Origin of the sequence: Micromonospora sp. NPDC005553 (genome assembly GCF_042871765.1) — a bacterium.
Lineage (GTDB): Bacteria > Actinomycetota > Actinomycetes > Mycobacteriales > Micromonosporaceae > Micromonospora.
In genome coordinates this window covers 41329-61049 of sequence record NZ_JBIAJD010000002.1, presented here as the reverse complement: position 1 = coordinate 61049, position 19721 = coordinate 41329, and the positions used below count along the sequence as shown (strand labels likewise).

Here is a 19721-nt window from a genome sequence, read left to right as displayed (position 1 = left end):
ATACCGAACACGCGTCGATCATGGAGTTATGGTGGGCAATTCACCCATCGCTGCCCCTTTTGCGGGGCACCACAACTCCATGATCGACGCGGTGAAGGGGGCCCTTACCAACTCGTGGGGAGGGGCATTCCTTCGGTGAAGCCGGCGGCGCTCTGCACGCCGACGATCGCCCGCTCGTGGAACTGGGTCAGGTTCCGTGCTCCGGCGTAGGTGAAGGCGCTGCGTACCCCCGCGATGATCTCGTCGATCAGGTCCTCGACACCGGGACGGGCCGGGTCCAGGTGCATCCGGGCCGAGGAGATGCCCTCCTCGAACACTGCCTTGCGGGCCCGGTCGTACGGGCTGTCGTCGGCAGTTCGGGCGCTGACCGCCCGAGCCGAGGCCATTCCGAAGCTCTCCTTGTACCGCCGGCCGTCCGCGTCGGTGTAGAGGTCACCGGGGGACTCGTAGGTGCCGGCGAACCAGGAACCGATCATCACGTTCGACGCGCCGGCGGCGAGCGCGAGCGCCACGTCCCGGGGGTGCCGCACCCCGCCGTCGGCCCACACGTGCCGGCCCAGTTGGCGGGCGGCGGCAGCGCAGTCGAGCACGGCGGAGAACTGCGGTCGACCCACGCCGGTCATCATCCGGGTGGTGCACATCGCCCCCGGGCCGACGCCGACCTTGATGATGTCCGCCCCCGCCTCCACCAGGTCGCGTACGCCCTCGGCGGTGACCACGTTGCCGGCCGCCACCGGCACCCCCGGGTCCAGCTTCCGGACCGCCTGAAGTGCGGAGATCATCCGTGCCTGATGGCCGTGCGCGGTGTCCACTACCAACGTGTCCACCCCGGCCTCCAGCAGCGCCGCCGCCTTGCCGGTCACGTCCCCGTTGATCCCGACGGCCGCCGCGATCCGCAGCCGCCCCCGGTCGTCCACCGCCGGTGTGTAGAGGGTGGCGCGCAACGCGCCCTGTCGGGTCAGCACCCCGACCAGCCGACCCTCGGCGTCCACCACCGGGGCGAGTCGACGACGGCCCGCCGAGAGCAGATCGAAACCGGTACGAGGATCCGCGTCCGCCGGAACGGTGTGCAGCTCGGTGGACATCACGTGACGCAGTTGCGCGAAGCGGTCCACGCCAGTGGTGTCCGCCTCGGTGACCACACCCATCGGCCGGCCGTCGTCGTCGACGACGATCACCGCACCGTGCGAGCGCTTGGGCAGCAGGTGGATGGCATCGCCCACGGTCTCTGTCGGGCCCAGCGTGATGGGGGTGTCGTAGACCAGGTGGCGCTGCTTGACCCAGGCGACGACGTTGGCCACCACCTCGATCGGAATGTCCTGCGGGATCACCGTGATGGCACCCCGGCGGGCGACCGTCTCGGCCATCCGCCGTCCGGCGACCGCGGTCATGTTCGACACCACCAACGGAATCGTGGTGCCGGTGCCGTCGCCGGTGGAGAGGTCGACGTCGAGTCGGGAGCCCAGGTCGGAGCGGGCCGGCGCCATGAAGACGTCGGTATAGGTCAGGTCGTGCGCGGGAGCCGCGCCGTGAAGGAACCGCACCCGGCAATCATTCCCGCTCGCGGCCGGTTCCACCGCCGGTGGTCGCGGAAAACACTCGCATCGTCGTCGGTCCTGGTCCCGGTGGCGCGGCGGTGCTCGCCGCAGGAGATGCCACGGCGAGTCCGGGTACGAACCGGTCAGCCCAGTAGGAGTGCCACGGCGAGCCCGGCCATCACGACGGCGATGACCGCGTCCAGCACCCGCCAGGCGGCGGCGCGGGCGAGCAGCGGCGCGAGGCGCTGTGCACCGACGCCGAGCGCGGTGAACCAGGCCACACTGGCCAGAACGGCGCCGGCGCCGAAGACCCACCGGTGCGGGTGTTGCTGGGCCACGCTGCCGAGGAGCAGCACGGTGTCCAGGTAGACGTGCGGGTTCAGGTAGGTGAAGGCGGCGCAGGCGAGCAGGGTCGCCCCCAACGTGGCCGGCGGCCGCTCGGTGGGCAGCAGGGCGCCGGGACGCAGGGCGCGGCGGGCGGCGAGCCCCGCGTAGCAGAGCAGGAAGGCGGCTCCGCCCCAGCGGATCGCCGTCAGCAGGCCCGGTCGGCCGGTCACCAGCGAACCGACCCCGGCCACTCCCGCCATGATCAGCAGCGCGTCCGAAGCGGCGCAGGTCAGCACCACGGGTACGACGTGCTCGCGTCGCAGGCCCTGACGCAGGACGAAGGCGTTCTGGGCGCCGATGGCGACGATGAGCGCGATGGAGACCGAGAAGCCGGCGACGGCGGAGGTGAGCACGGAGTCGACGCTAGGACCGTCGACGGTCACCAGTCCAACTAAAGATTTTCACGCAACTTAAGCTGAGCTGATGGACGGTCTCGACTCGGCGCAGCTTCGGACACTCGCGGCCGTGGTGGCGGAGGGCAGCTTCGACGCGGCGGCCCGGCTGCTGCACGTCACGCCGTCAGCGGTGAGCCAACGGATCAAGGCGCTGGAGGAGACCGTCGGCCAGGTGCTGGTCCGCCGTGCCCGTCCGTGCGTGGCAACCGACGCCGGCCGCCCGCTGCTGCGCCTGGCCGGTCAGCTCGCGCTGCTCGAACGGGAGGCCCTCGGCGATGCCCGCGGCCCGCTGGCCGGCGGTGGCCGGATCCGGGTCGCCGTGGTGGTCAACGCTGACTCGCTGGCCACCTGGTTCCCCGCCGCGCTGGCCCGGTTGCCGCAGCGGGCCGGGCTCTCATTCGACCTGCGGCAGGACGATCAGGACCACACCGCCGAGCTGCTGCGCGACGGTTCGGTGACGGCGGCGGTCACCGCCCAGCGGGAGGCCGTGCAGGGCTGCCGGGTGCTGCGACTCGGGGCCGTGCGCTACCGCGCGTTGGCCACAGCGGAATTCGCGGCGTCCCACTTTCCCGGAGGATTCACCGCCGCCGCGCTGGCGAGCACCCCGTTGCTGGTCTTCGACCGGAAGGACCGGGTGCAACATCGGTTCATCCGGGCGGTGGTCGGTCGACCGCTCGACCCGCCGGTGAACTACGTACCGTCGGTGCCGGCGTTCAGCGAGGCGATCCGGCTCGGGCTGGGTTGGGGTCTGGTGCCGGAACAGATCGCCCAGGCCGACCTGACCGCAGGTCGCTGTGTCGACCTCGCGCCGGGCCGACACCTCGACGTTCCGCTGTACTGGCAGCACTGGCGGCTGGAATCGGACGTGCTGAACGCCCTGACCGTCGCCGTCCGCGAGGTCGCCGCCGAAACCCTGCGCTGATCGTCCGCCGGACGGCTCAGGCGATGGTGCAGATGGGGGCACCGGCGGTGATCACGGCGCCGACCTCGGCGCTGAGGCCGCTGACCGTACCCGCCTTGTGCGCGTGCAGCGGCTGCTCCATCTTCATCGCCTCCAGCACCACGACCAGGTCACCCTCGGCCACCGTGTCGCCGTCCGCCACCGCGATCTTGACGATGGTGCCCTGCATCGGCGAGGTGAGCGAGTCGCCGCCGACCGGGGCACCGGCCTTGGCGCCGCCACCGCGCCGGGTCGGCTTGCGAGCTGCGGGTGCCGCGGTGGTCGTACTCCCGCCGAAGCCGGCGGGGAGGCTGACCTCGATGCGCTTGCCGCCCACCTCGACCACGACGGTGTCGCGCTCGGCCGGCGCCTCGGCGGTGCCGGCGGCGGCGGTGAACGGCGGCACCGTGTTGTGGAACTGGGTCTCGATCCACCGGGTGTGCACTGTGAAGGGCTCGGCGGTGAACGCCTCGTCCCGCACGACGAGCCGGTGGAACGGCAGCGCGGTGGCCATTCCGTCGAGGACCATCTCGTCCAGCGCGCGGCGGGCGCGCTCCAGCGCCTCGGTCCGCGTCTCACCGACGATGATCACCTTGGCGAGCAGTGAGTCGAAGTTGCCGCCGATCACGTCGCCGGCCGAGATGCCGGTGTCGACCCGCACACCTGGCCCGCTGGGCAGGCGCAGCGCGGTGACAGTGCCGGGGGCGGGCAGGAAGTTGCGGCCCGGGTCCTCGCCGTTGATCCGGAACTCGATCGCGTGCCCGCGCGGCGTCGGGTCCTCCGTGATCCGCAGCTTCTCGCCGTCGGCGATCCGGAACTGTTCGCGGACCAGGTCGATGCCGGCGGTCTCCTCGGTGACCGGGTGCTCGACCTGGAGTCGGGTGTTGACCTCCAGGAAGGAGATGGTGCCGTCCACGCCGACCAGGTATTCCACTGTGCCGGCGCCGTGGTAGCCGGCCTCGCGGCAGATCGCCTTGGCGCTCTCGTGGATCTGCGCGCGCTGGGCGTCGGTGAGAAACGGCGCGGGCGCCTCCTCGACGAGCTTCTGGTGACGCCGCTGCAACGAGCAGTCCCGGGTGCCCACCACGATCACGTTGCCGTGCTGGTCGGCGAGGACCTGCGCCTCGACGTGCCGGGGCTGGTCGAGGTACCGCTCGACGAAGCACTCGCCCCGACCGAACGCCGCGACCGCCTCCCGGGTGGCCGACTCGAACAGTTGCGGGATCTCCTCCATCGTGCGGGCGACCTTGAGGCCGCGCCCGCCACCACCGAAGGCGGCCTTGATGGCGACCGGCAGGCCGTGGTCGACGGCGAAGGCCATCACCTCGTCCGGGCTGGCCACCGGGTCCGGGGTGCCGGGAACCAGCGGTGCGCCGGCCCGCTGGGCGATGTGCCGGGCGGTGACCTTGTCGCCCAGGTCACGGATCGCCTGCGGGGTGGGGCCGATCCAGGTCAGCCCGGCGTCGGTGACGGCCTGGGCGAAGTCGGCGTTCTCGCTGAGGAAGCCATAACCCGGGTGTACGGCGTCGGCGCCGGCCCGAGCGGCGACGTCGAGGAGCTTGTCGATGCGCAGGTAGGTCTCGGTCGCGCTGTCCCCGTCCAGCGCGTACGCCTCGTCCGCGAGGGTGGCGTGCAGGGCGTCGCGGTCGGAGTCCGCGTACACGGCAACGCTGCCCAGGCCGGCGTCGCGGCACGCGCGGATCACCCGGACGGCGATCTCGCCGCGGTTGGCGATGAGTACCTTGCGCACCTTCGTGGCTCCTCCCGGGCAGGTTACTGACGGGGAGTGTATCGGCCGCCCACGGCGACCCTAACGATCGCTCAGTGTGGGATGGCGCACTGCACCCGCCACGGTTTAGTCAAACTTGGCTATTACGCTTATCGGGTGTCTTCGACTCGGATGATGATTCTCGGTCTGGTGCGGTGGATGCAGCCCGTGCACGGCTACGACGTGCGCCGTGAGCTGCTGAGCTGGAGCGCCGACAAGTGGGCGAACGTGCAACCCGGGTCGATCTATCACGCCCTGCGCAAGCTCACCGAGGAAGGGCTGCTCCGCGCCGTCGCGACCGAGCAGGTGGGCGCCCGTCCGGCGCGGACCACGTACGAGGTGACGGTCAAGGGGGAGGACGAGTTCGAGACGCTGCTGCGCAACTCGTGGTGGACCATCAGCGAGCCCGTCGACCCGTTCGTGGCTGCCTTCTCCTTCCTGCCCGCCATGCCGCGCGCCGAGGCGGCCGCCGCCCTGCGTAACCGGGCCAACCTGCTGCGCGCCGGCGTCGAGTCCATGCGCGCCTCGCTGGAGTCGGACTGGGTGCGCAACCGCAAGCCGGTGCACGTGGCCTGGATGTTCGAGCTGTGGTCGGCGCGCGCGGAGGCGGAGATGACCTGGTGCGAGCGGATCGCGGAGCGGATCGATTCCGGAGTGTCGTACCTGCCTGCTGAGCTGGACGAAGCGCAGGGTTGGACGGGGTGGAGGGACGGCCTGGAGTCGCCCGGCTCCAACGCGGAATAATCAACGTTGACTAAGAAAGCTATATCGCGTTAGCCTACTGACGGCACAGCGGGGGATTGCGCCGTCCGGCGTCGACCCACTCGACGGCCGGCCCGACCGGCCCGAACGACCAGGAGCAGAGATGATCGAGACCAGGGGGCTGCGGAAGTCGTTCCGCTCCCGCGCGGGTCGAGAGACGAAGACGGTGGACGCCGTGCGGGGCGTCGACCTTGACGTTGCCAAGGGTGAGATCTTCGGCTTCCTCGGCCCGAACGGCGCCGGCAAGACCACCACGCTGCGGATGCTCGCCACGCTGATCGAGCCGGACGGCGGCGAGGCCACCATCGCGGGCGCCGACCTGCGCAAGGACCCGGCCGAGGTGCGCCGCCGCATCGGGTACGTCCCGCAGGGCGGCAGCACCTGGGACGAGTCGACCGCCCGCGAAGAGCTGGTGCTGCACGCCCGGATGTACGGCATCAGCAAGGCCGACGCGCAGCGGCGTGCCGCCCGCGCCCTGGACGCCTTCCAGCTCACCGAGTACGCCGACCGCAAGTGCAAGACCTACTCCGGCGGCCAGCGTCGCCGGGTGGAGATCGCCCTCGGCATCATCCACGAGCCGAAGATCGTCTTCCTGGACGAGCCGACCACCGGCCTCGACCCGCAGAGCCGTGCACACATGTGGGACGAGATCCGCCGGCTCCGCGCCGACGGGATGACCGTCTTCATCACCACTCACTACCTGGACGAGGCCGACGCGCTCTGCGACCGGATCGCGATCATGGACAACGGCGAGGTGGTGGCCGAGGGCACCCCCGCCGAGCTCAAGCGGGAGATCTCCGGCGACGTGGTGCTGGTCGGTCTCGACCTGGCCGCCACCCCGCAGGCCGCCCAGACGCTTGACGGCGAGCCGTACGTCAACAAGCTGGAGACGGTCGACGAGGGCGGCCTGCGCCTCTACGTCGACGAGGGCGCCACCGCCATCCCGCAGGTGCTGCGCCGACTCGACCACGCCGGGCTGGAGCTGCGCTCGATCGAGCTGCACCGACCCAGCCTGGACGACGTCTTCCTCACCAAGACCGGCCGCTCGCTGCGCGAGTCCTGACCACCGGAGACGACTCTCATGAAATTCGCCCGCGACACGTGGCTGATCTTCCAGCGCCAGATCCAACTCCTGCTACGCAACCCGGTCTGGGTCTTCGTCGGCGTGTTCCAGCCGGTCATGTACCTGCTGCTCTTCGCCCCGCTGCTCAAGCCCGCACTGAACGCGCCCACCCAGGCGGCCGCCTACAAGATCTTCGTACCGGGTCTGCTGGTGCTCCTGGCCATCTTCGGCGGCCTGTTCCAGGGCTTCGGCCTGATCGCCGAGCTGCGAGCCGGCGTCATCGAACGCTCCCGGGTCACCCCGATCAGCCGGCTCGCCCTGCTGCTCGGCCGCTCGCTGCGCGACGTGGTCTCGCTCCTGGTGCAGGCCGTCATCATCACGCTCCTGGCGCTTCTCTTCGACCTTCGGGTGTTCCTCGGGGACCTGCTGCTGGCGTACCTGATGCTCGCCCTGATCGCCCTCATGACCTCGGCCGTCTCCTACGGCGTCGCCCTCAAGGTCAAGAGTGAGGACGCACTCGCCCCGCTGATGAACACCGTGGCGCAGCCGGTGCTGCTGCTCTCCGGCATCCTGCTGCCGCTGACCTTCGCGCCCGGCTGGTTGCAGGGCATCGCCAACTGGAACCCGTTCTCCTGGGCGGTCGACGGCACCCGGGCGCTGTTCGCCGGTGACCTGGGCAGCGACAAGGTCTGGCAGGGCCTCAGCATCACCGCTGTCCTCGCCGCGCTGGGCGTCTACTGGGCTGCCCGCCAGTTCGCCCGCAGCGTCCGCTGACGCCGGCCTTCGCTGTTCCTTGGTATTGGGGTGTCCCCTGGTGGGGACACCCCAACGCCGTGTTCAGCGGTTGCCGATGGTCGGCGGTTGTCGGCGGTCGGCGGTTGTCGGCGGTCAGCGGACCCGGGCGAGGGTCAGGCCGTCCGCGATCGCCAGCATCACCGGGTCCACCCGTACGTCCGCGAGGACCTCGTCGTTGAACGCGGCGATGGCCCGGTCATTGGCGTCCTGCGGGGCGATCACCCGCCCGCCCCGCAGGACGTTGTCGACGGCAATCACCCCACCCGGACGCATCCGGGGCACCAACTCGGCCCAGTAGATCGGGTAGCCGGTCTTGTCCGCGTCGATGAACGCGAAGTCCAGGTGTCGCTCGTGCGGCAACTCCCGCAGCCCGTCCGCGGCCGGGCCGATGCGCAGGTCGATCAGATCCTGCACGCCGGCCCGAGCCCAGTAGCGCCGGGCGATGCCGGTGAACTCCTCGGAGATGTCGAAGCAGGTCAGTTGCCCACCCTCGGGCAACCCGCGGGCGATCGCCAGAGACGAGAGCCCGGTGAACGTGCCGACCTCGACGGCCTGCCGCACGCCGAGCAGCCGGGTGAGGAACGTCAGGAACGCGGCCTGCTCCGGAGCGACCTGCATGGTGGCGTGCTCGGGCAGCACCGACCGGGTCTCCTCGGCCAGGTCACGGATGATCTCGTCCGGCGGGGAGCCGTGTGCGACCAGATAGGCGTGCAGCTCGTTGGTGAGCGGGATCGACTTGATGGTCATGACCGGACGTTACCGAGCGGCTCGACCATTTGGCCGCCCGGCGCGACAGTCGTCCACAGGTCGGTGATCCGCAGATCCAGCTCGGCGAGGAGCCGGCGCAGCAGCGGCATCGACAGCCCGACCACCGTCCCCGGGTCACCCTCGATCCGTTCCACGAACGGCCCACCCAGCCCGTCGATCGTGAACGCGCCGGCCACCGCCAGCGGCTCACCAGTGGCCACGTAGGCGGCGATCTCGTCGTCACTGATGTCAGCGAAGTGGACCGTCGTCGACGCGACGGCCTCCGCGCGCCGGCCCGCAGTAACGTCGACCAGGCAGTGCCCGCTGTGGAGAACGCCGCTGCGTCCCCGCATCCGCAGCCACCGCCGGGTCGCGTCCGCGGCATCCGCCGGCTTGCCGAGGATCTCCCCGTCGAAGGCGAGCACCGAGTCGCAGCCGATCACCAACGTCCGCTGATCGGCGGTCGCATTAAGCCGGGTCAACACCGCCTGCGCCTTCAGGCGAGCCAACTCCAGGCACAACTCCTCGGCCCGCTCGGTCACCACCAAGGACTCGTCCACCCCACTGACCAGCACCTCCGGCTCGACGCCGGCAGCCTGGAGCAATTTACGACGGGCAGGGCTCGCCGATGCGAGCACGAGGCGGAGCGGCAAAGTCTCAGACACCACCCCGACGTTACCGCCCAGCCACCCACCAAGACCGACACCCCGCCGCCGCCGGGTGGCCCGCGCCCTTGATCCACTCGACCTACAGGAAAACGCGCTATCCCGTCCCCCCGGACACCGCGACTTCCTGCAACCCGAGTGGATCACCGCTTCGCCGATCGTTCAGCGACTGATTCTGGGTGGCGGATCATCGCCACGTCGACGCCGCCGCGCTATCACGGCCCATCCGACCCCGGCAGCCACGAGCACCCCGAGAGTGGCCAGCCCACGCGCGGTCGCGCTGTCGCTCCCCCCGCCCGGCTGAGCGCCAGCCGTCGTGGTCGGGCCAGCACCGGCCGGAGCGCTCACCGATTCAAACCCAAGCGGCGGTACGTCTGCCGTCAGCGCCGCCACAAGATCGATCACTCCATAGCCGTACTCGTCGTCACGCCCAGGAGGGCCCTTGTCGACAGCGGTAGCCGTGAGCCGGTGCGCCACCTCTCGGGCCGGCAGGTACGGGTACTTGGATCTGATCAACGCAGCCGCGCCCGCAACGATCGCCGTCGCGCTCGATGTGCCAGTCCCCTTGGAGTATTTCCCGCCGTAGCTGGTGCTATAGATGTCAACGGCAGGGGCGACCACATCGATGTTCGGTCCGGTGACCGAGATGGCAGCATGTTGTCCAGCGCGATCGACGCCCCCAACCGCGATAACACCCTCTTCGCTGGCCGGATAGCGGACGCCCGTGTCGGAAGGCGCATTACCTGCTGCGGCGACCACTACGATGTCGGCATCCTGGGCTGCCCTGATCGCTCGCTGAAGTCGTATGCTGGCACCGGCGACCGCTGAAATGCTGATAACGTCGGCACCGCCGGCGATGGCGAATTCAATGCCGGAAGCTAGTGCGTCGGGATTGCCCACGCCGTTAGGTGGGGTATCCCGGATTGGAAGGACCTTTGCTCTCGGTGCAATACCTAGGGCGCCTTGATTGTTTGTCTGCCCATGCGCGGCGATCAGGCCAGCCATTGAAGTTCCATGACTGTCCCGATCCCGGCGCCCGTCACCATTTCCCCCGGGAATAACGTCGGCTCCTACAAGTAAATTCTCGCGCAGGTCGGGATGGGGGTCGACTCCTGTGTCCGGCACTGCAACGATCACGCCGGACCCTTGGCTAAGCTTATGTACCTGCTCAATCCGCAGGAATGGGAGGTGCCATTGATCGCCCCGTATTAGGTCTGCATCCTGGGGCGGGGCGGCAAGGCTTGCAGGGAACAAGACTCCGACCAGGGCTAGTCTGGAGAAACCCGCCAGGGTTGACTCAATCACCTGCCGAAACCAATTGCCGGACCCGGGTCGATCGGATTGTCCCTGTCTGGTGGGCGAACCACCGGAGGGACGCCCTGGTCGGTCTCCCATGGGTTATCCGGATCCCAGTAGCGAGAGTTCTCTTCGCCCTCTGCCCCAGTCCTTGGACGGCCGCCGGTTCCAGGTAGACCGGGTGCACCGCCAATCGGGAAACCGTTCAAACCTCCATTGAAGCTACGTGCCCCGCCCGGCCGACTTCCAGCCGAACCGGTGGGCGTAGTCCCAGCGCCGCCGCCGCCGATGACCCCGCCTACCGGATTGACCCTTCTAGGAGTGCCAGAATTGTTGACCGGATGGCCTGGGGCTGGCCCCGGCACGCCGCCGATTAATCCTCCGGCGGAAGGGGCCGGGCGGGTGGGCGTTGCGGGATGTGCTGCCTTTCCCTCGAGGCCCCCGCTGACTGGTTTTGACAGGCTCCCAGGTTGGGGTGTTCGCGTGGGAGGCGTTGAAGGCGAGCCGATGGAAGCAGGGGGCATCCTTGTCGTAATGCCAGGGCCAACCGAAGCTGGTGGGCCTCCTGCTCCCGGTGCTTGAACGGTTGGTGGCGTCGTCCCAGTGGGCGGCAGGGAGTGTCCAGCGGGCGCACCCCCGAGGACTGGACCGATCCCCGAGATCGTGGGGGCGGCGGAACCTACCCGCCCAGCACTTGCGCCACGAGGCTCAGTGGTGGACGTGGGTAAGGGCACTGGAACTATCGGTGGAATAGGGGGTGCCGAATAACCGCTATAGACGTCAGGGTCGTCCGGCTGCCGCACATTCCTAGGCGCCACGGGTGGTCTTTGGAGGGTTGCTTGAGCTTGTTGGAGTTCGCCGCTCAGGTTGAACATCATGGAGCGGGCCTGCACATTCAGCCGTTCCAGTTCCCCGTCAGCGACAGGCGGCTCGGTCGCCCGGTTGCCCATCACCGCTTTCGGGTCGGCGACCATCGACTCGTACGCCTGCTTCTGCTGGAACTTGGTCGCGTACTCCTCATAGACCTTGTGGAGTGCGGCGCGGGTGGTGCCGATGGCCTGGGTTGCGGCGGAGAGCGCTGTGTAGTTCGCGGCGGCCGCGTCGTGGGTGCGCTGCACCTTGTCGATGAGTTCGTCGAGTTCGGCGAGGTACGTGCGGGAGGCGGCACTGGTTTCGGGGGGCCACGCCTCGGCGAGTCCGCGTCGGTACTGCTGGAGGCGGCCGAGGTGGGTTTGCGCCAGGTCGCAGACCTTGCGCCAGCCGGCGACCTGCTTCCAGTGGTTGGCGGTGTCGTGGTCCTGGAGGCAGGCCCACATGCTGTTGACGTCCATGAGGTGCCAGTCGGTGAGGCCGGAGGTGCGGCCGGTGCCCCGTTCGATCACGGCAGCACCACCGGACCTTCGGCGTCGGGACCGGTCGGGTCGGTCAGCATCGACGTTGGGCCGCCGGGCAGCATGTTCAAGGGGTTGGCGAGGGCTCGTTGCACGTCGACCACTCGGGCGGCGGTGAAGGCGTCGCTGTCGGCGTAGTGGGTGGCGACCTGATCGGCGGCGGCGGCCAGGTGGCCGGTGGCGCCTCGGACGGCGTACACCATGTCGGCGGTGGCCTGCTGCGTCTCGTGGTGGGCGTGCAGGAAGGTGACCAGCTCGATGAAGGCGTCGCAGGGGTTGGGCAGCTTCGCGGACATGTCTTCGGCGATGTACGACAGGTGCGGCGCGTAGTTGCTTTCGACCTCGGCGGCGAGCCGGTCGGCGAACTCTCTGAGCTGGCTGATGTCGGCTTCGATGCCGCCGTAACCGCGTAGCCAGGGTGCTGGCCGGTCTTCTTCGGGGATCATGGATCCTCCCTACCCGTAACGGCACCGTTTCCCTGAGTGAGGTTAACGGCTCAACGCCACCCTGACAGCCCCCGTACGGCAGGTCTCGGGGTCAGCGGGGCAGGCTGGCGGCGCGCCACCCGCGTGAGCCGCCGGGTCGACCGCTGCGTGCCCAGGCGGACGCGGTCGCCGGGACGGGGGCGGCGGCCGGACGGGTCCGGACGATGATCGCCCCCACCAGAGCGGCCAACTCCTCGGCGGTGGGCACGCCGCGGACGACCCGGAACAGCGGCTCTTCGGCAGACATGCCGCCAGGGTACGCGGCGCGAAGTTACCCGAAGCGCACAGTGGCGTGCCGGCGGTGTGAGCGTCAGTCGGTCCGGGTACCGTCTCACCGATGTCGAACGCGCTTCCCCAACTCGTCGCTGACCGATACCGGCTCCTGTCGCCGCTCGGCCAGGGTGGCATGGGCAGGGTGTGGAAGGCGCGCGACGAGGTGCTGCACCGGGATGTCGCCATCAAGGAGTTGGTGCCGCCGCCCGGTCTCACCGACGAGGAACGCCGCGAGATGCGGGAGCGCTCGTTGCGGGAGGCGCGGGCCATCGCCCGGCTCAACAACGCCAACGTGGTCCGCATCTTCGACGTGCTGCGCACCGATGGCGATCCGTGGATCGTCATGGAGTACGTGGCGTCGAAGTCGTTGCAGGACACTCTCGCCGAGGACGGCCCGGTGGGGGTTGCCCGCACGGTGGAGATCGGCCTGGGCGTGCTGGGTGCGCTCAGCGCCGCGCACAAGGCCGGCGTCATGCACCGCGACGTGAAGCCCGGCAACGTGTTGCTCGGCGACGACGGTCGGGTGGTGCTCACCGATTTCGGTCTCGCCACGATCCCCGGTGACCCCAACGTGACCCGCACCGGCATGGTGCTCGGCTCGCCCGCGTACATCTCGCCGGAGCGGGCTCGGGACGGCACCGCCGGGCCGGAGGCCGACCTGTGGTCGCTGGGCGCGACGCTCTACGCGGCGGTCGAGGGCAAGTCGCCGTACGCCCGGCCGTCGGCGATCGGCACCCTGGCCGCGTTGGCCACCGAGCCGATTCCGCCGCCGAAGAACGCCGGCCCGCTCAAGGCCGTCCTCAACGGGCTGCTGCGCAAGGACCCGAACGAGCGGATCACCGCCGAGGTGGCGGAGCGGTTGCTGCGCCGCGCCGGGGGCAAGCGGTCGCGCGGCATTTCCCTGCTCGATGGCGTACGCCGGCCTGGGCCGAACGGTCCGCGTGAGCCGCGCCTGCCGGTGGTGCCGGCCCCGCGACCGGCCGAGAGTGTCGACCGGCCGGTGTCGCCGCCGCCGGCCGCGACCACCTCCGCCGCAGCGGCGACCCCCGCCGCCGATGCCACGCCGCCGGCTGTCGTTTCCGGTGCGGTCGCCGACCCGACTGCGGTCGTGCCGGCCGAGTCGGCGGCAGCGGCCCCGGCCGAGCCGACCGCCACGATCGACCGACCGTCCGACGCCGACCAGTCCGACGCCGAGCCGACCGCGAAGGTCACGGCCGCGCCCGACACGAGCGGCGGCGGAACGATCGGCGACGGTACGACGAACGTCGACGACGAGCCGACTGTGGTCGACGGTCCGCCGGTGGCTCCGGAGCAACGCAAGCCGACCACGCCGACGTCGCTCATGCCGCCGCTGAGTCCGGCCGGCCGCGCGCCGGTGCCTCCCTCGGACGGCACCAAGCCGAACAACACCCGACGCAACGTGCTGATCGGGGCGGTGGTCGCGCTCCTGTTGATCGGCCTCGTGGTGATAGTGCCGATGCTGACCACTGACGACGACAAGACCCCGCAGGCCAACCCGACCAGCGCTGCCGCGACCTCCGCGTCCGCGCCGACCTCGGCTGCGGCGCCTCCGCCGCCCACCACCGGTGCGCCGAGCCCGTCTGCCTCGGCCACTCCCTCCGTCGACCCGAACGTGCTGCCGGCGGGCTGGAAGCTGCACAAGGATCCCGCAGGCTTCTCCCTGCCCATTCCCGATGGTTGGGTGCGTCGCGAGGTCGACAGCGTGACTGTCGTCTTCGACCAGTCCAACGGGCCGGGTGAGCTGCTCGTGCAGTGGACCCCCAGGCCGGCGAAGGATGCGGTCGCCGACTGGCGGGAGCAGGAGCCGAATCGCGCGAGCCGCGTCATCAACTACCAGTACCTCAGCATCAAGGAATGCACTTTCTGGAAGACCTGCGGTGACTGGGAGTGGCTGGAAACCCGCGACAACACCCGGATCCACGTCCGTAACCGGGGGTTCGTGACGGCCAAGGACCGGGGTTACGCGCTGCGGTGGGAGATCCCGGAGAAGGACTGGCAGGCCAACCTGCCGAACTTCGACCGGATCGCCAAGGGTTTCGTGCCCGACCGCAAAGACTGAAACTGATTCGCATGACCTTGTGTCGTCCTGGGTAATTGACAGTCGACGACGGAAGGAGGCACGACATGCGTTACCGACGGAGGGACGCTCGGCCCCGGCTGGCACTGTGGATGCTCGTGGCGCTCGGCGACGCGATCCTGCTGCTGGTCAGCGCGGGGGTTTCGGTGCTCGTCGCACTGCTCGGCGTCGTGATCGTTGCCGGCTTTGGTGTTGCTGCCTGGCGCTTGACCCGCAGGGGCGCGCTGGCTAGTGAGAACGCTGTGGTGCCGGCCCTGAGCCGGCGGCGGGCCTGACCCGTACCCGGTGGTGTGGCGGCAGCCGGACCGATTGTCGACCGTGATGGTGATCGTCGATCCCGCTGCCGCCAACGGCCCGGTCAGGTGTTGTTGGCCAACGCGATCAGGCGGCTCCGATCGCCGTTCCAGTAGTTGCGGTCCACGTTGCCGCTGATCCCGGAGACCGCGCCGGTGCTGGTGTACTGCCAGAAGCTCCACACCGAAGCCCCGGCCGGCAGGGCACCGGGCGTGCTCGACCAGCGGGCCAGCCAGAGCGGGTGGTTCGCCCACGGGCCGGTCCAGCTGCCGGTGCACTGGTTCCACCAGCTGGTGGTGGTGTAGATGACCGCGTACCGGCCGGTGCGGGAGCGGTAGGTGTTCAGGAAGTCCTGCACCCAGTTGCGCATCCCGGTCGTGCTGAGCCCGTAGCAGTAGCCGCCGGCGTACGGATTGCCTTCGATGTCCAGCGCGGCCGGGAGAGTGCGGCTGTCCGCGGACCAGGCGCCGCCGTTGGAGGCCAGGTAGTTGGCCTGGGTGGAGCCGGCGGAGATGTTCGGGCGGGCGAAGTGGTACGCCCCGCGGATCACCCCGGCGTTGTACGAGTTGACGTAGTTGGCGTTGAAGTTCGGGTCCTTGTAGCTGGTGCCCTCGGTCGCCTTGATGAAGGCGAACTGGATGCCGGCGTTGCGAACGCTGGTCCAGTTGATGCTGCCCTGGTAGCGGGACACGTCGACACCGGGTGTGGTGGCGGCGGCCGCCGGTCCGGCGGTCGCGACCAGGGCCGCCGCCGCGGTGGCGAGGACGGTGAGGCCGGCCGCGAGCGCGCGGCGCAGCGATGATGAGGTACGGGCCATGAGTGCCTCCAAGAGGATCGCTCTATCGACATCCATCTTTGGAGGTAAGTGCCCTAGATTGCAAGTGCGGCTGAATAAAAGCTTCAATCACGGGGCGCGTAGGACCCCTGGACGAGGCGGAACCGATCAGCGCAGTGCGGCCGGGTCGAGCTGCCAGCGGAACGGCTCGACGACGCTCAGCGTCTCACCGGGCTTGGCCACCTGGTCCTCGACGTAGTGCTCGCCGTCGAGCCGGAACAGCCGCAATGAGTGACCGTCCCCGTCCTGCTCGACAAGCAGGTACCAGGGGATTCGCGCGATGGCGTAGAGCTGCATTTTGAGCAGACGGTCAGCGGCCGCGTTCCCCGGCGAGACGACCTCCCCGACGAGAGACACCCGGTCGGAGTCGAGATAAGTGCCGTCGTCGTCGGCATCGGTGACGACGAGATCCGGGATCACGACCCGGTCGACGCCGAGCCGGACGTTGATTGCGTCATAGACCAGGAAACCGCGAGGCTCTGCTGCCGCCTCGATGCTGTTCGCCAGCCGACGCGACACCCGCTGGTGCCGTCGGCTCGGGGCAGGGCTCACCAACAGGCTCCCGTCGAGCAGTTCGATCCGGTCAGGCGTCTCGCCCAGGGCGAAGTAGTCGGCTTCGGTCCACAGACCGACGTGCGGCTCCAGTGGGGCAGTGCTCACCGACGGTCACCTCCCGCTTCGCTCGCCACCCGATCAGTCTCACAGGATACGAGCCGGTGCCTTGGGAACGACACGGAACGCCGCCGGTAGGCTCGCGCCCCATGATGTCGATCGACGGACTGGGCGAGAAGTGGGACACGCTGTTCGGCGCGCAGCCGGACCCGCCCGCGCTGCTGGTGCTGATCACCGGGGCCGTAGCACTGGTGGTGGTCTCCACCCGGCTGCCGTGGCGGATCGCCCGTAACGCCGTCACCATCGCGCACGAGGGCGGGCACGCCCTGGTCGCCCTGCTGACCGGCCGCAAGCTGCGCGGCATTCGACTGCACTCGGACACGTCCGGGCTGACGCTCTCCGCCGGCCGCCCCACCGGGCCGGGCATGATTCTCACTCTGCTCGCCGGGTACGTCGCACCGCCGCTGGTCGGGCTGGCCGGGGCCTGGCTGCTCGGCGGTAACCGGATCACCCTGCTGCTCTGGGTGGCCGTGGCGCTTCTGCTGGCCATGCTCGTCATGATCCGCAACGCGTTCGGTGTGGTGTCGCTGCTGGTCACCGGAGCGCTGGTGTTCGCCGTCTCCTGGTACGCGACGCCGCAGGTCCAGGCCGCGTTCGCGTACACCGGGGTGTGGTTCCTGCTGCTCGGTGGGGTGCGACCGGTGGTCGAGCTGCAACGGCTGCGCTCGCGGGGCCGGATGCCCGCCTCCGACGCCGACCAGCTCGCCGGGCTCACCCCGTTCCCGCCGCTCTTCTGGGTGGGCTTCTTCGCCCTGGTCAACGTGGCGGCGCTGATCGCCGGAGCGCTCCTGCTCGCCGGCCCGTTCCTCCCCACATCGCCCTAGCCGTCTCGCTCCGATCGATCCGGGCAGAATGAGGCAATGCGATACCTGATCATCGGCGCGGGTGCGGTCGGCGGGACCATCGGGGTACGGCTGGCCCAGGCCGACCGGGACGTGACGGTGGTGGCCCGCGGTGCGCACCTGGAGGCGATCCGAGCGCGGGGTCTGACCCTTCGGCAGCCCGAGGGTGAGGTCACCGCCCGGCTCGCGGCGGTGGACCGGCCCACCGATCAGCCGCTGCCGGCGGACACCGTGCTGATCCTCACCGTCAAGTCACAGGACACCGCCGGCGCGTTGGCCGCCTGGGTGGACGCTCCGGTGGTCGGCGGCGGCACGGCGGGCGAACGTCTGCCGCTGGTGACCGCGCAGAACGGGGTGGCCAACGAGCGGGCCGCGCTGCGCCTCTTCGCCGACGTGCACCCGGTCTGCGTCTGGCTGCCGGCCACCCACCTGGACCCGGGTGTGGTGGTCGCCAACGGGTACCCGCATCCCGGGATGCTCCACATCGGCCGGTACCCCGGAGGCGCCGACGACACCGACCGGGCTGTCGCCGCCGACCTGACCGCCGCCGGCTTCGTCGCACCGGTCCGCACCGACGTGCTGCGCTGGAAGTACGGCAAGCTGCTCAGCAACCTCGGTAACGGCCTGCAGGCGTTGCTCGGCCGGGACATCCCGGACGCGCTGGTCGAGCGGGTACGCGCCGAGGGCGTCGCCGCGCTCGCCGCCGCCGGCATCGCGCACACCTCGCCAGAGGAGGAGAAGGCCGAACGCGGCGACCTGGTCGGGCAGCGCCCGGTCGACGGCGAGGCCCGCTCCGGCGGCTCCACCTGGCAGAGCCTGGCCCGGGGCACCAGCTCGACCGAGGTCGACCACCTCAACGGTGAGATCGCGCTGCTCGGCCGGTTGCACGGGGTACCGACGCCGGTCAACGTCGCCGTGCAGCGGGCCGTGCGCCGGGCGGTCCGGGAGCGGATCGGGGCCGGCGCGTTCCCGCTCGACGAACTGGAAAAGTCGATCGCCTGACCGGGCAACCAACGGCCCTTGCCGGTGCGTGTTCCCAGCGACCGACACGGGGAGGTAGCGGGTGCCGGACGTCGACGGGTTCGACGAGTTCTATCGGGGGAGTCGGCAACGACTCCTCGGGTTCGTCTACGCCCTCACCGGTGATCGGGGTGAGGCCCAGGACGCCGTGCAGGAGGCGTACGTCCGGGCGTGGCAGCGCTGGTCGACGATCAGCGGGTACGACGACCCGGAGGCGTGGGTACGGGTGGTGGCCAGCCGGATCGCGGTCAGCCGGTGGCGCAGTCTGCGGAGCCGGGCCCGCGCGTACCTGCGACACGGGGCGATCGAGACCGTTCCCGGGCCGGGCACCGACACCGTCGCGGTGGTCGCCGCCCTGCGTCGACTGCCCGAGGAGCAACGCGTCGCCATCGCCCTGTACTACCTGGTGGGCATGCCGGTCGCCGACGTGGCGCGGGAGACCGAGGCCCCGGTGGGCACCGTCAAGGCCCGTCTCTCCCGGGGGCGTACCGCGCTCGCCGGCCTGCTCGCCGTCTCTGACCTGGAGGAGGCCACCGATGCGTGACGACCCGACGTTCGTCGAACAGATCCAGCGGGACCTGCAGGACGTGCGGTGGCTCGGCCCGGAGGAGATCCGCTCCCGGGCCCGCCGCCGCAACCAGCGCAGGATCGTGGTGGCCACCGTCGTGCTGGCCCTCGCCGGGGTCTCCGCAGTGGCGGTCGCCGCCCCGAGGAAGTCCGCGCCGCCGGTCCCGCCGGCCGCCACGCCCTCCGCCTCGCCGACCCGGCACGAGATCAGCCCCGACGCCCTGTTGCAGCCGGCTGACCTGCCGCAGCAGTTCGACGTGCAGCTCAGCCAGTCGGGCCTGGGCGAGCCGGTCCTGCTGGATCACATGCTCGGTGCCTGCCGGACGAGTCAGGGGCGATCGAATGGCTTGCTGCATTCGATCCTGTCCCGTTCGCAGACCCTGGTACCGAAGCGCGCCGCGGCAGTCCTCACCCAGTCCGATGGTCTATTCACGCAGGATCTCTACCGGCTACCTCCGGACGCGGCCATCCAGCTTCTCGCCACCATGGACGACCTGGTCGCACCGTGTGCCGAATGGACCAGCGTCGGCGAATACAAGGTGCAGGGCGCAACAGGCACAGGCACCGCGTCGGCGACGCACCGCTGGGCGGTGGTCCAGCGGGACTTCGCCGGTGACGGGGCTGCGCTGCTGCGGCACACCGGTTCGCAACCCGTCGACCAGAAGACGGGCAAGCCCATCGCCGCGCCACCTCGGCCGACCATTACCGCCGTGGTTCGGGTGGGCGACCTGATCACCGTGCTCAGCCTCCGACAGACGGGCACCGAGATGGACCTGCGCCGATTGGCGGAGGTCGCCGCCCGCCGGATGTGCGTCGCCGCCAACCCGGCCTGCTGACCACTGTCGATCCGCGCAACCTCAGGGGCTGTTGCCCGCCGCCCGGAGGCAG

General features: G+C 70.1%; 20 protein-coding genes. 10 read left to right on the top strand and 10 right to left on the bottom strand.

The genetic code is table 11. The features are described 5' to 3' along the window. Nucleotides 1–104 precede the first annotated feature (104 nt). Nucleotides 105–1544 (bottom strand): GuaB1 family IMP dehydrogenase-related protein, encoded by a 1440-nt coding sequence (locus ACFYPG_RS07530; RefSeq protein ID WP_387350971.1) that lies wholly within the window; start codon nucleotides 1542–1544, stop codon nucleotides 105–107. 137 nt (nucleotides 1545–1681) lie between these two features. Next, on the bottom strand, nucleotides 1682–2278 hold the full coding sequence (locus ACFYPG_RS07525; protein ID WP_357221146.1) for a LysE/ArgO family amino acid transporter: 597 nt from the start codon (nucleotides 2276–2278) through the stop codon (nucleotides 1682–1684). Nucleotides 2279–2348: 70 nt separating this feature from the next. On the opposite strand from ACFYPG_RS07525, the gene ACFYPG_RS07520 reads away from it, so the two are divergent. Continuing rightward, nucleotides 2349–3242: a LysR family transcriptional regulator ArgP gene (locus tag ACFYPG_RS07520; protein ID WP_387350969.1), complete on the top strand. Its 894-nt coding sequence runs from the start codon at nucleotides 2349–2351 to the stop codon at nucleotides 3240–3242. A gap of 16 nt (nucleotides 3243–3258) precedes the next feature. Here the strand turns inward: ACFYPG_RS07520 and ACFYPG_RS07515 are convergent, their stop codons facing one another. Continuing rightward, nucleotides 3259–5010: an acetyl/propionyl/methylcrotonyl-CoA carboxylase subunit alpha gene (locus ACFYPG_RS07515; protein WP_387350967.1), complete on the bottom strand. Its 1752-nt coding sequence runs from the start codon at nucleotides 5008–5010 to the stop codon at nucleotides 3259–3261. A 150-nt stretch (nucleotides 5011–5160) separates the two neighbouring features. On the opposite strand from ACFYPG_RS07515, the gene ACFYPG_RS07510 reads away from it, so the two are divergent. The 3 genes from ACFYPG_RS07510 to ACFYPG_RS07500 all read left to right on the top strand — a co-directional run bounded on the left by ACFYPG_RS07510 (nucleotide 5161) and on the right by ACFYPG_RS07500 (nucleotide 7627). Beyond that, nucleotides 5161–5772 (top strand): PadR family transcriptional regulator, encoded by a 612-nt coding sequence (locus tag ACFYPG_RS07510; RefSeq protein WP_355009513.1) that lies wholly within the window; start codon nucleotides 5161–5163, stop codon nucleotides 5770–5772. A gap of 121 nt (nucleotides 5773–5893) precedes the next feature. Then, nucleotides 5894–6853 (top strand): ATP-binding cassette domain-containing protein, encoded by a 960-nt coding sequence (locus tag ACFYPG_RS07505; protein WP_355009464.1) that lies wholly within the window; start codon nucleotides 5894–5896, stop codon nucleotides 6851–6853. 18 nt (nucleotides 6854–6871) lie between these two features. Continuing rightward, nucleotides 6872–7627 carry an ABC transporter permease gene (locus ACFYPG_RS07500; protein ID WP_355009463.1) on the top strand — a complete coding sequence of 252 codons (756 nt, stop codon included), beginning with the start codon at nucleotides 6872–6874 and terminating at the stop codon, nucleotides 7625–7627. 114 nt (nucleotides 7628–7741) lie between these two features. Here the strand turns inward: ACFYPG_RS07500 and ACFYPG_RS07495 are convergent, their stop codons facing one another. From ACFYPG_RS07495 to ACFYPG_RS07475, 5 genes are all read right to left on the bottom strand, one after another. After that, nucleotides 7742–8395 (bottom strand): O-methyltransferase, encoded by a 654-nt coding sequence (locus ACFYPG_RS07495; protein WP_355009462.1) that lies wholly within the window; start codon nucleotides 8393–8395, stop codon nucleotides 7742–7744. Then, complete coding sequence (locus ACFYPG_RS07490; protein WP_387350965.1) at nucleotides 8392–9060, bottom strand: Maf family protein; 669 nt, start codon at nucleotides 9058–9060, stop codon at nucleotides 8392–8394. The genes ACFYPG_RS07495 and ACFYPG_RS07490 overlap by 4 nt, the downstream gene beginning before the upstream one ends. Before the next feature lie 162 nt (nucleotides 9061–9222). Then, a complete protein-coding gene (mycP, locus tag ACFYPG_RS07485) occupies nucleotides 9223–10350 on the bottom strand; it encodes a type VII secretion-associated serine protease mycosin (RefSeq protein WP_387351815.1) in 1128 nt (375 codons plus the stop codon). Between the two features lie 1384 nt (nucleotides 10351–11734). Continuing rightward, a complete protein-coding gene (locus ACFYPG_RS07480) occupies nucleotides 11735–12193 on the bottom strand; it encodes a hypothetical protein (RefSeq protein ID WP_124858015.1) in 459 nt (152 codons plus the stop codon). 91 nt (nucleotides 12194–12284) lie between these two features. Beyond that, on the bottom strand, nucleotides 12285–12479 hold the full coding sequence (locus ACFYPG_RS07475; protein ID WP_387350964.1) for an acyl-CoA carboxylase subunit epsilon: 195 nt from the start codon (nucleotides 12477–12479) through the stop codon (nucleotides 12285–12287). Between the two features lie 90 nt (nucleotides 12480–12569). Here ACFYPG_RS07475 and ACFYPG_RS07470 point away from each other — a divergent pair, with 90 nt between their 5' ends. Further along, nucleotides 12570–14585: a serine/threonine-protein kinase gene (locus ACFYPG_RS07470; RefSeq protein ID WP_387350962.1), complete on the top strand. Its 2016-nt coding sequence runs from the start codon at nucleotides 12570–12572 to the stop codon at nucleotides 14583–14585. 65 nt (nucleotides 14586–14650) lie between these two features. Further along, the gene (locus tag ACFYPG_RS07465) at nucleotides 14651–14878 is read left to right on the top strand and encodes a hypothetical protein (RefSeq protein ID WP_387350960.1); all 228 of its coding nucleotides are present in this window, start codon (nucleotides 14651–14653) and stop codon (nucleotides 14876–14878) included. 83 nt (nucleotides 14879–14961) lie between these two features. Here ACFYPG_RS07465 and ACFYPG_RS07460 read toward each other — a convergent pair whose 3' ends face one another. Together ACFYPG_RS07460 and ACFYPG_RS07455 are read right to left on the bottom strand one after the other, a co-directional pair. Then, a complete protein-coding gene (locus ACFYPG_RS07460; protein ID WP_355009511.1) occupies nucleotides 14962–15714 on the bottom strand; it encodes a GH25 family lysozyme in 753 nt (250 codons plus the stop codon). 126 nt (nucleotides 15715–15840) lie between these two features. Continuing rightward, nucleotides 15841–16392 carry a Uma2 family endonuclease gene (locus tag ACFYPG_RS07455; RefSeq protein ID WP_355009457.1) on the bottom strand — a complete coding sequence of 184 codons (552 nt, stop codon included), beginning with the start codon at nucleotides 16390–16392 and terminating at the stop codon, nucleotides 15841–15843. Between the two features lie 101 nt (nucleotides 16393–16493). On the opposite strand from ACFYPG_RS07455, the gene ACFYPG_RS07450 reads away from it, so the two are divergent. From ACFYPG_RS07450 to ACFYPG_RS07435, 4 genes are all read left to right on the top strand, one after another. After that, a complete protein-coding gene (locus tag ACFYPG_RS07450) occupies nucleotides 16494–17228 on the top strand; it encodes a M50 family metallopeptidase (protein WP_355009456.1) in 735 nt (244 codons plus the stop codon). Nucleotides 17229–17264: 36 nt separating this feature from the next. Next, entirely contained in the window at nucleotides 17265–18248 is a 984-nt protein-coding gene (locus ACFYPG_RS07445; RefSeq protein WP_387350958.1) for a ketopantoate reductase family protein, read from the top strand. 61 nt (nucleotides 18249–18309) lie between these two features. After that, on the top strand, nucleotides 18310–18810 hold the full coding sequence (locus ACFYPG_RS07440) for a SigE family RNA polymerase sigma factor (protein ID WP_355009454.1): 501 nt from the start codon (nucleotides 18310–18312) through the stop codon (nucleotides 18808–18810). Then, on the top strand, nucleotides 18803–19669 hold the full coding sequence (locus tag ACFYPG_RS07435) for a hypothetical protein (RefSeq protein WP_387350956.1): 867 nt from the start codon (nucleotides 18803–18805) through the stop codon (nucleotides 19667–19669). Before ACFYPG_RS07440 ends, ACFYPG_RS07435 begins: the two co-directional genes overlap by 8 nt. The last annotated feature ends 52 nt before the right edge of the window (nucleotides 19670–19721 follow it).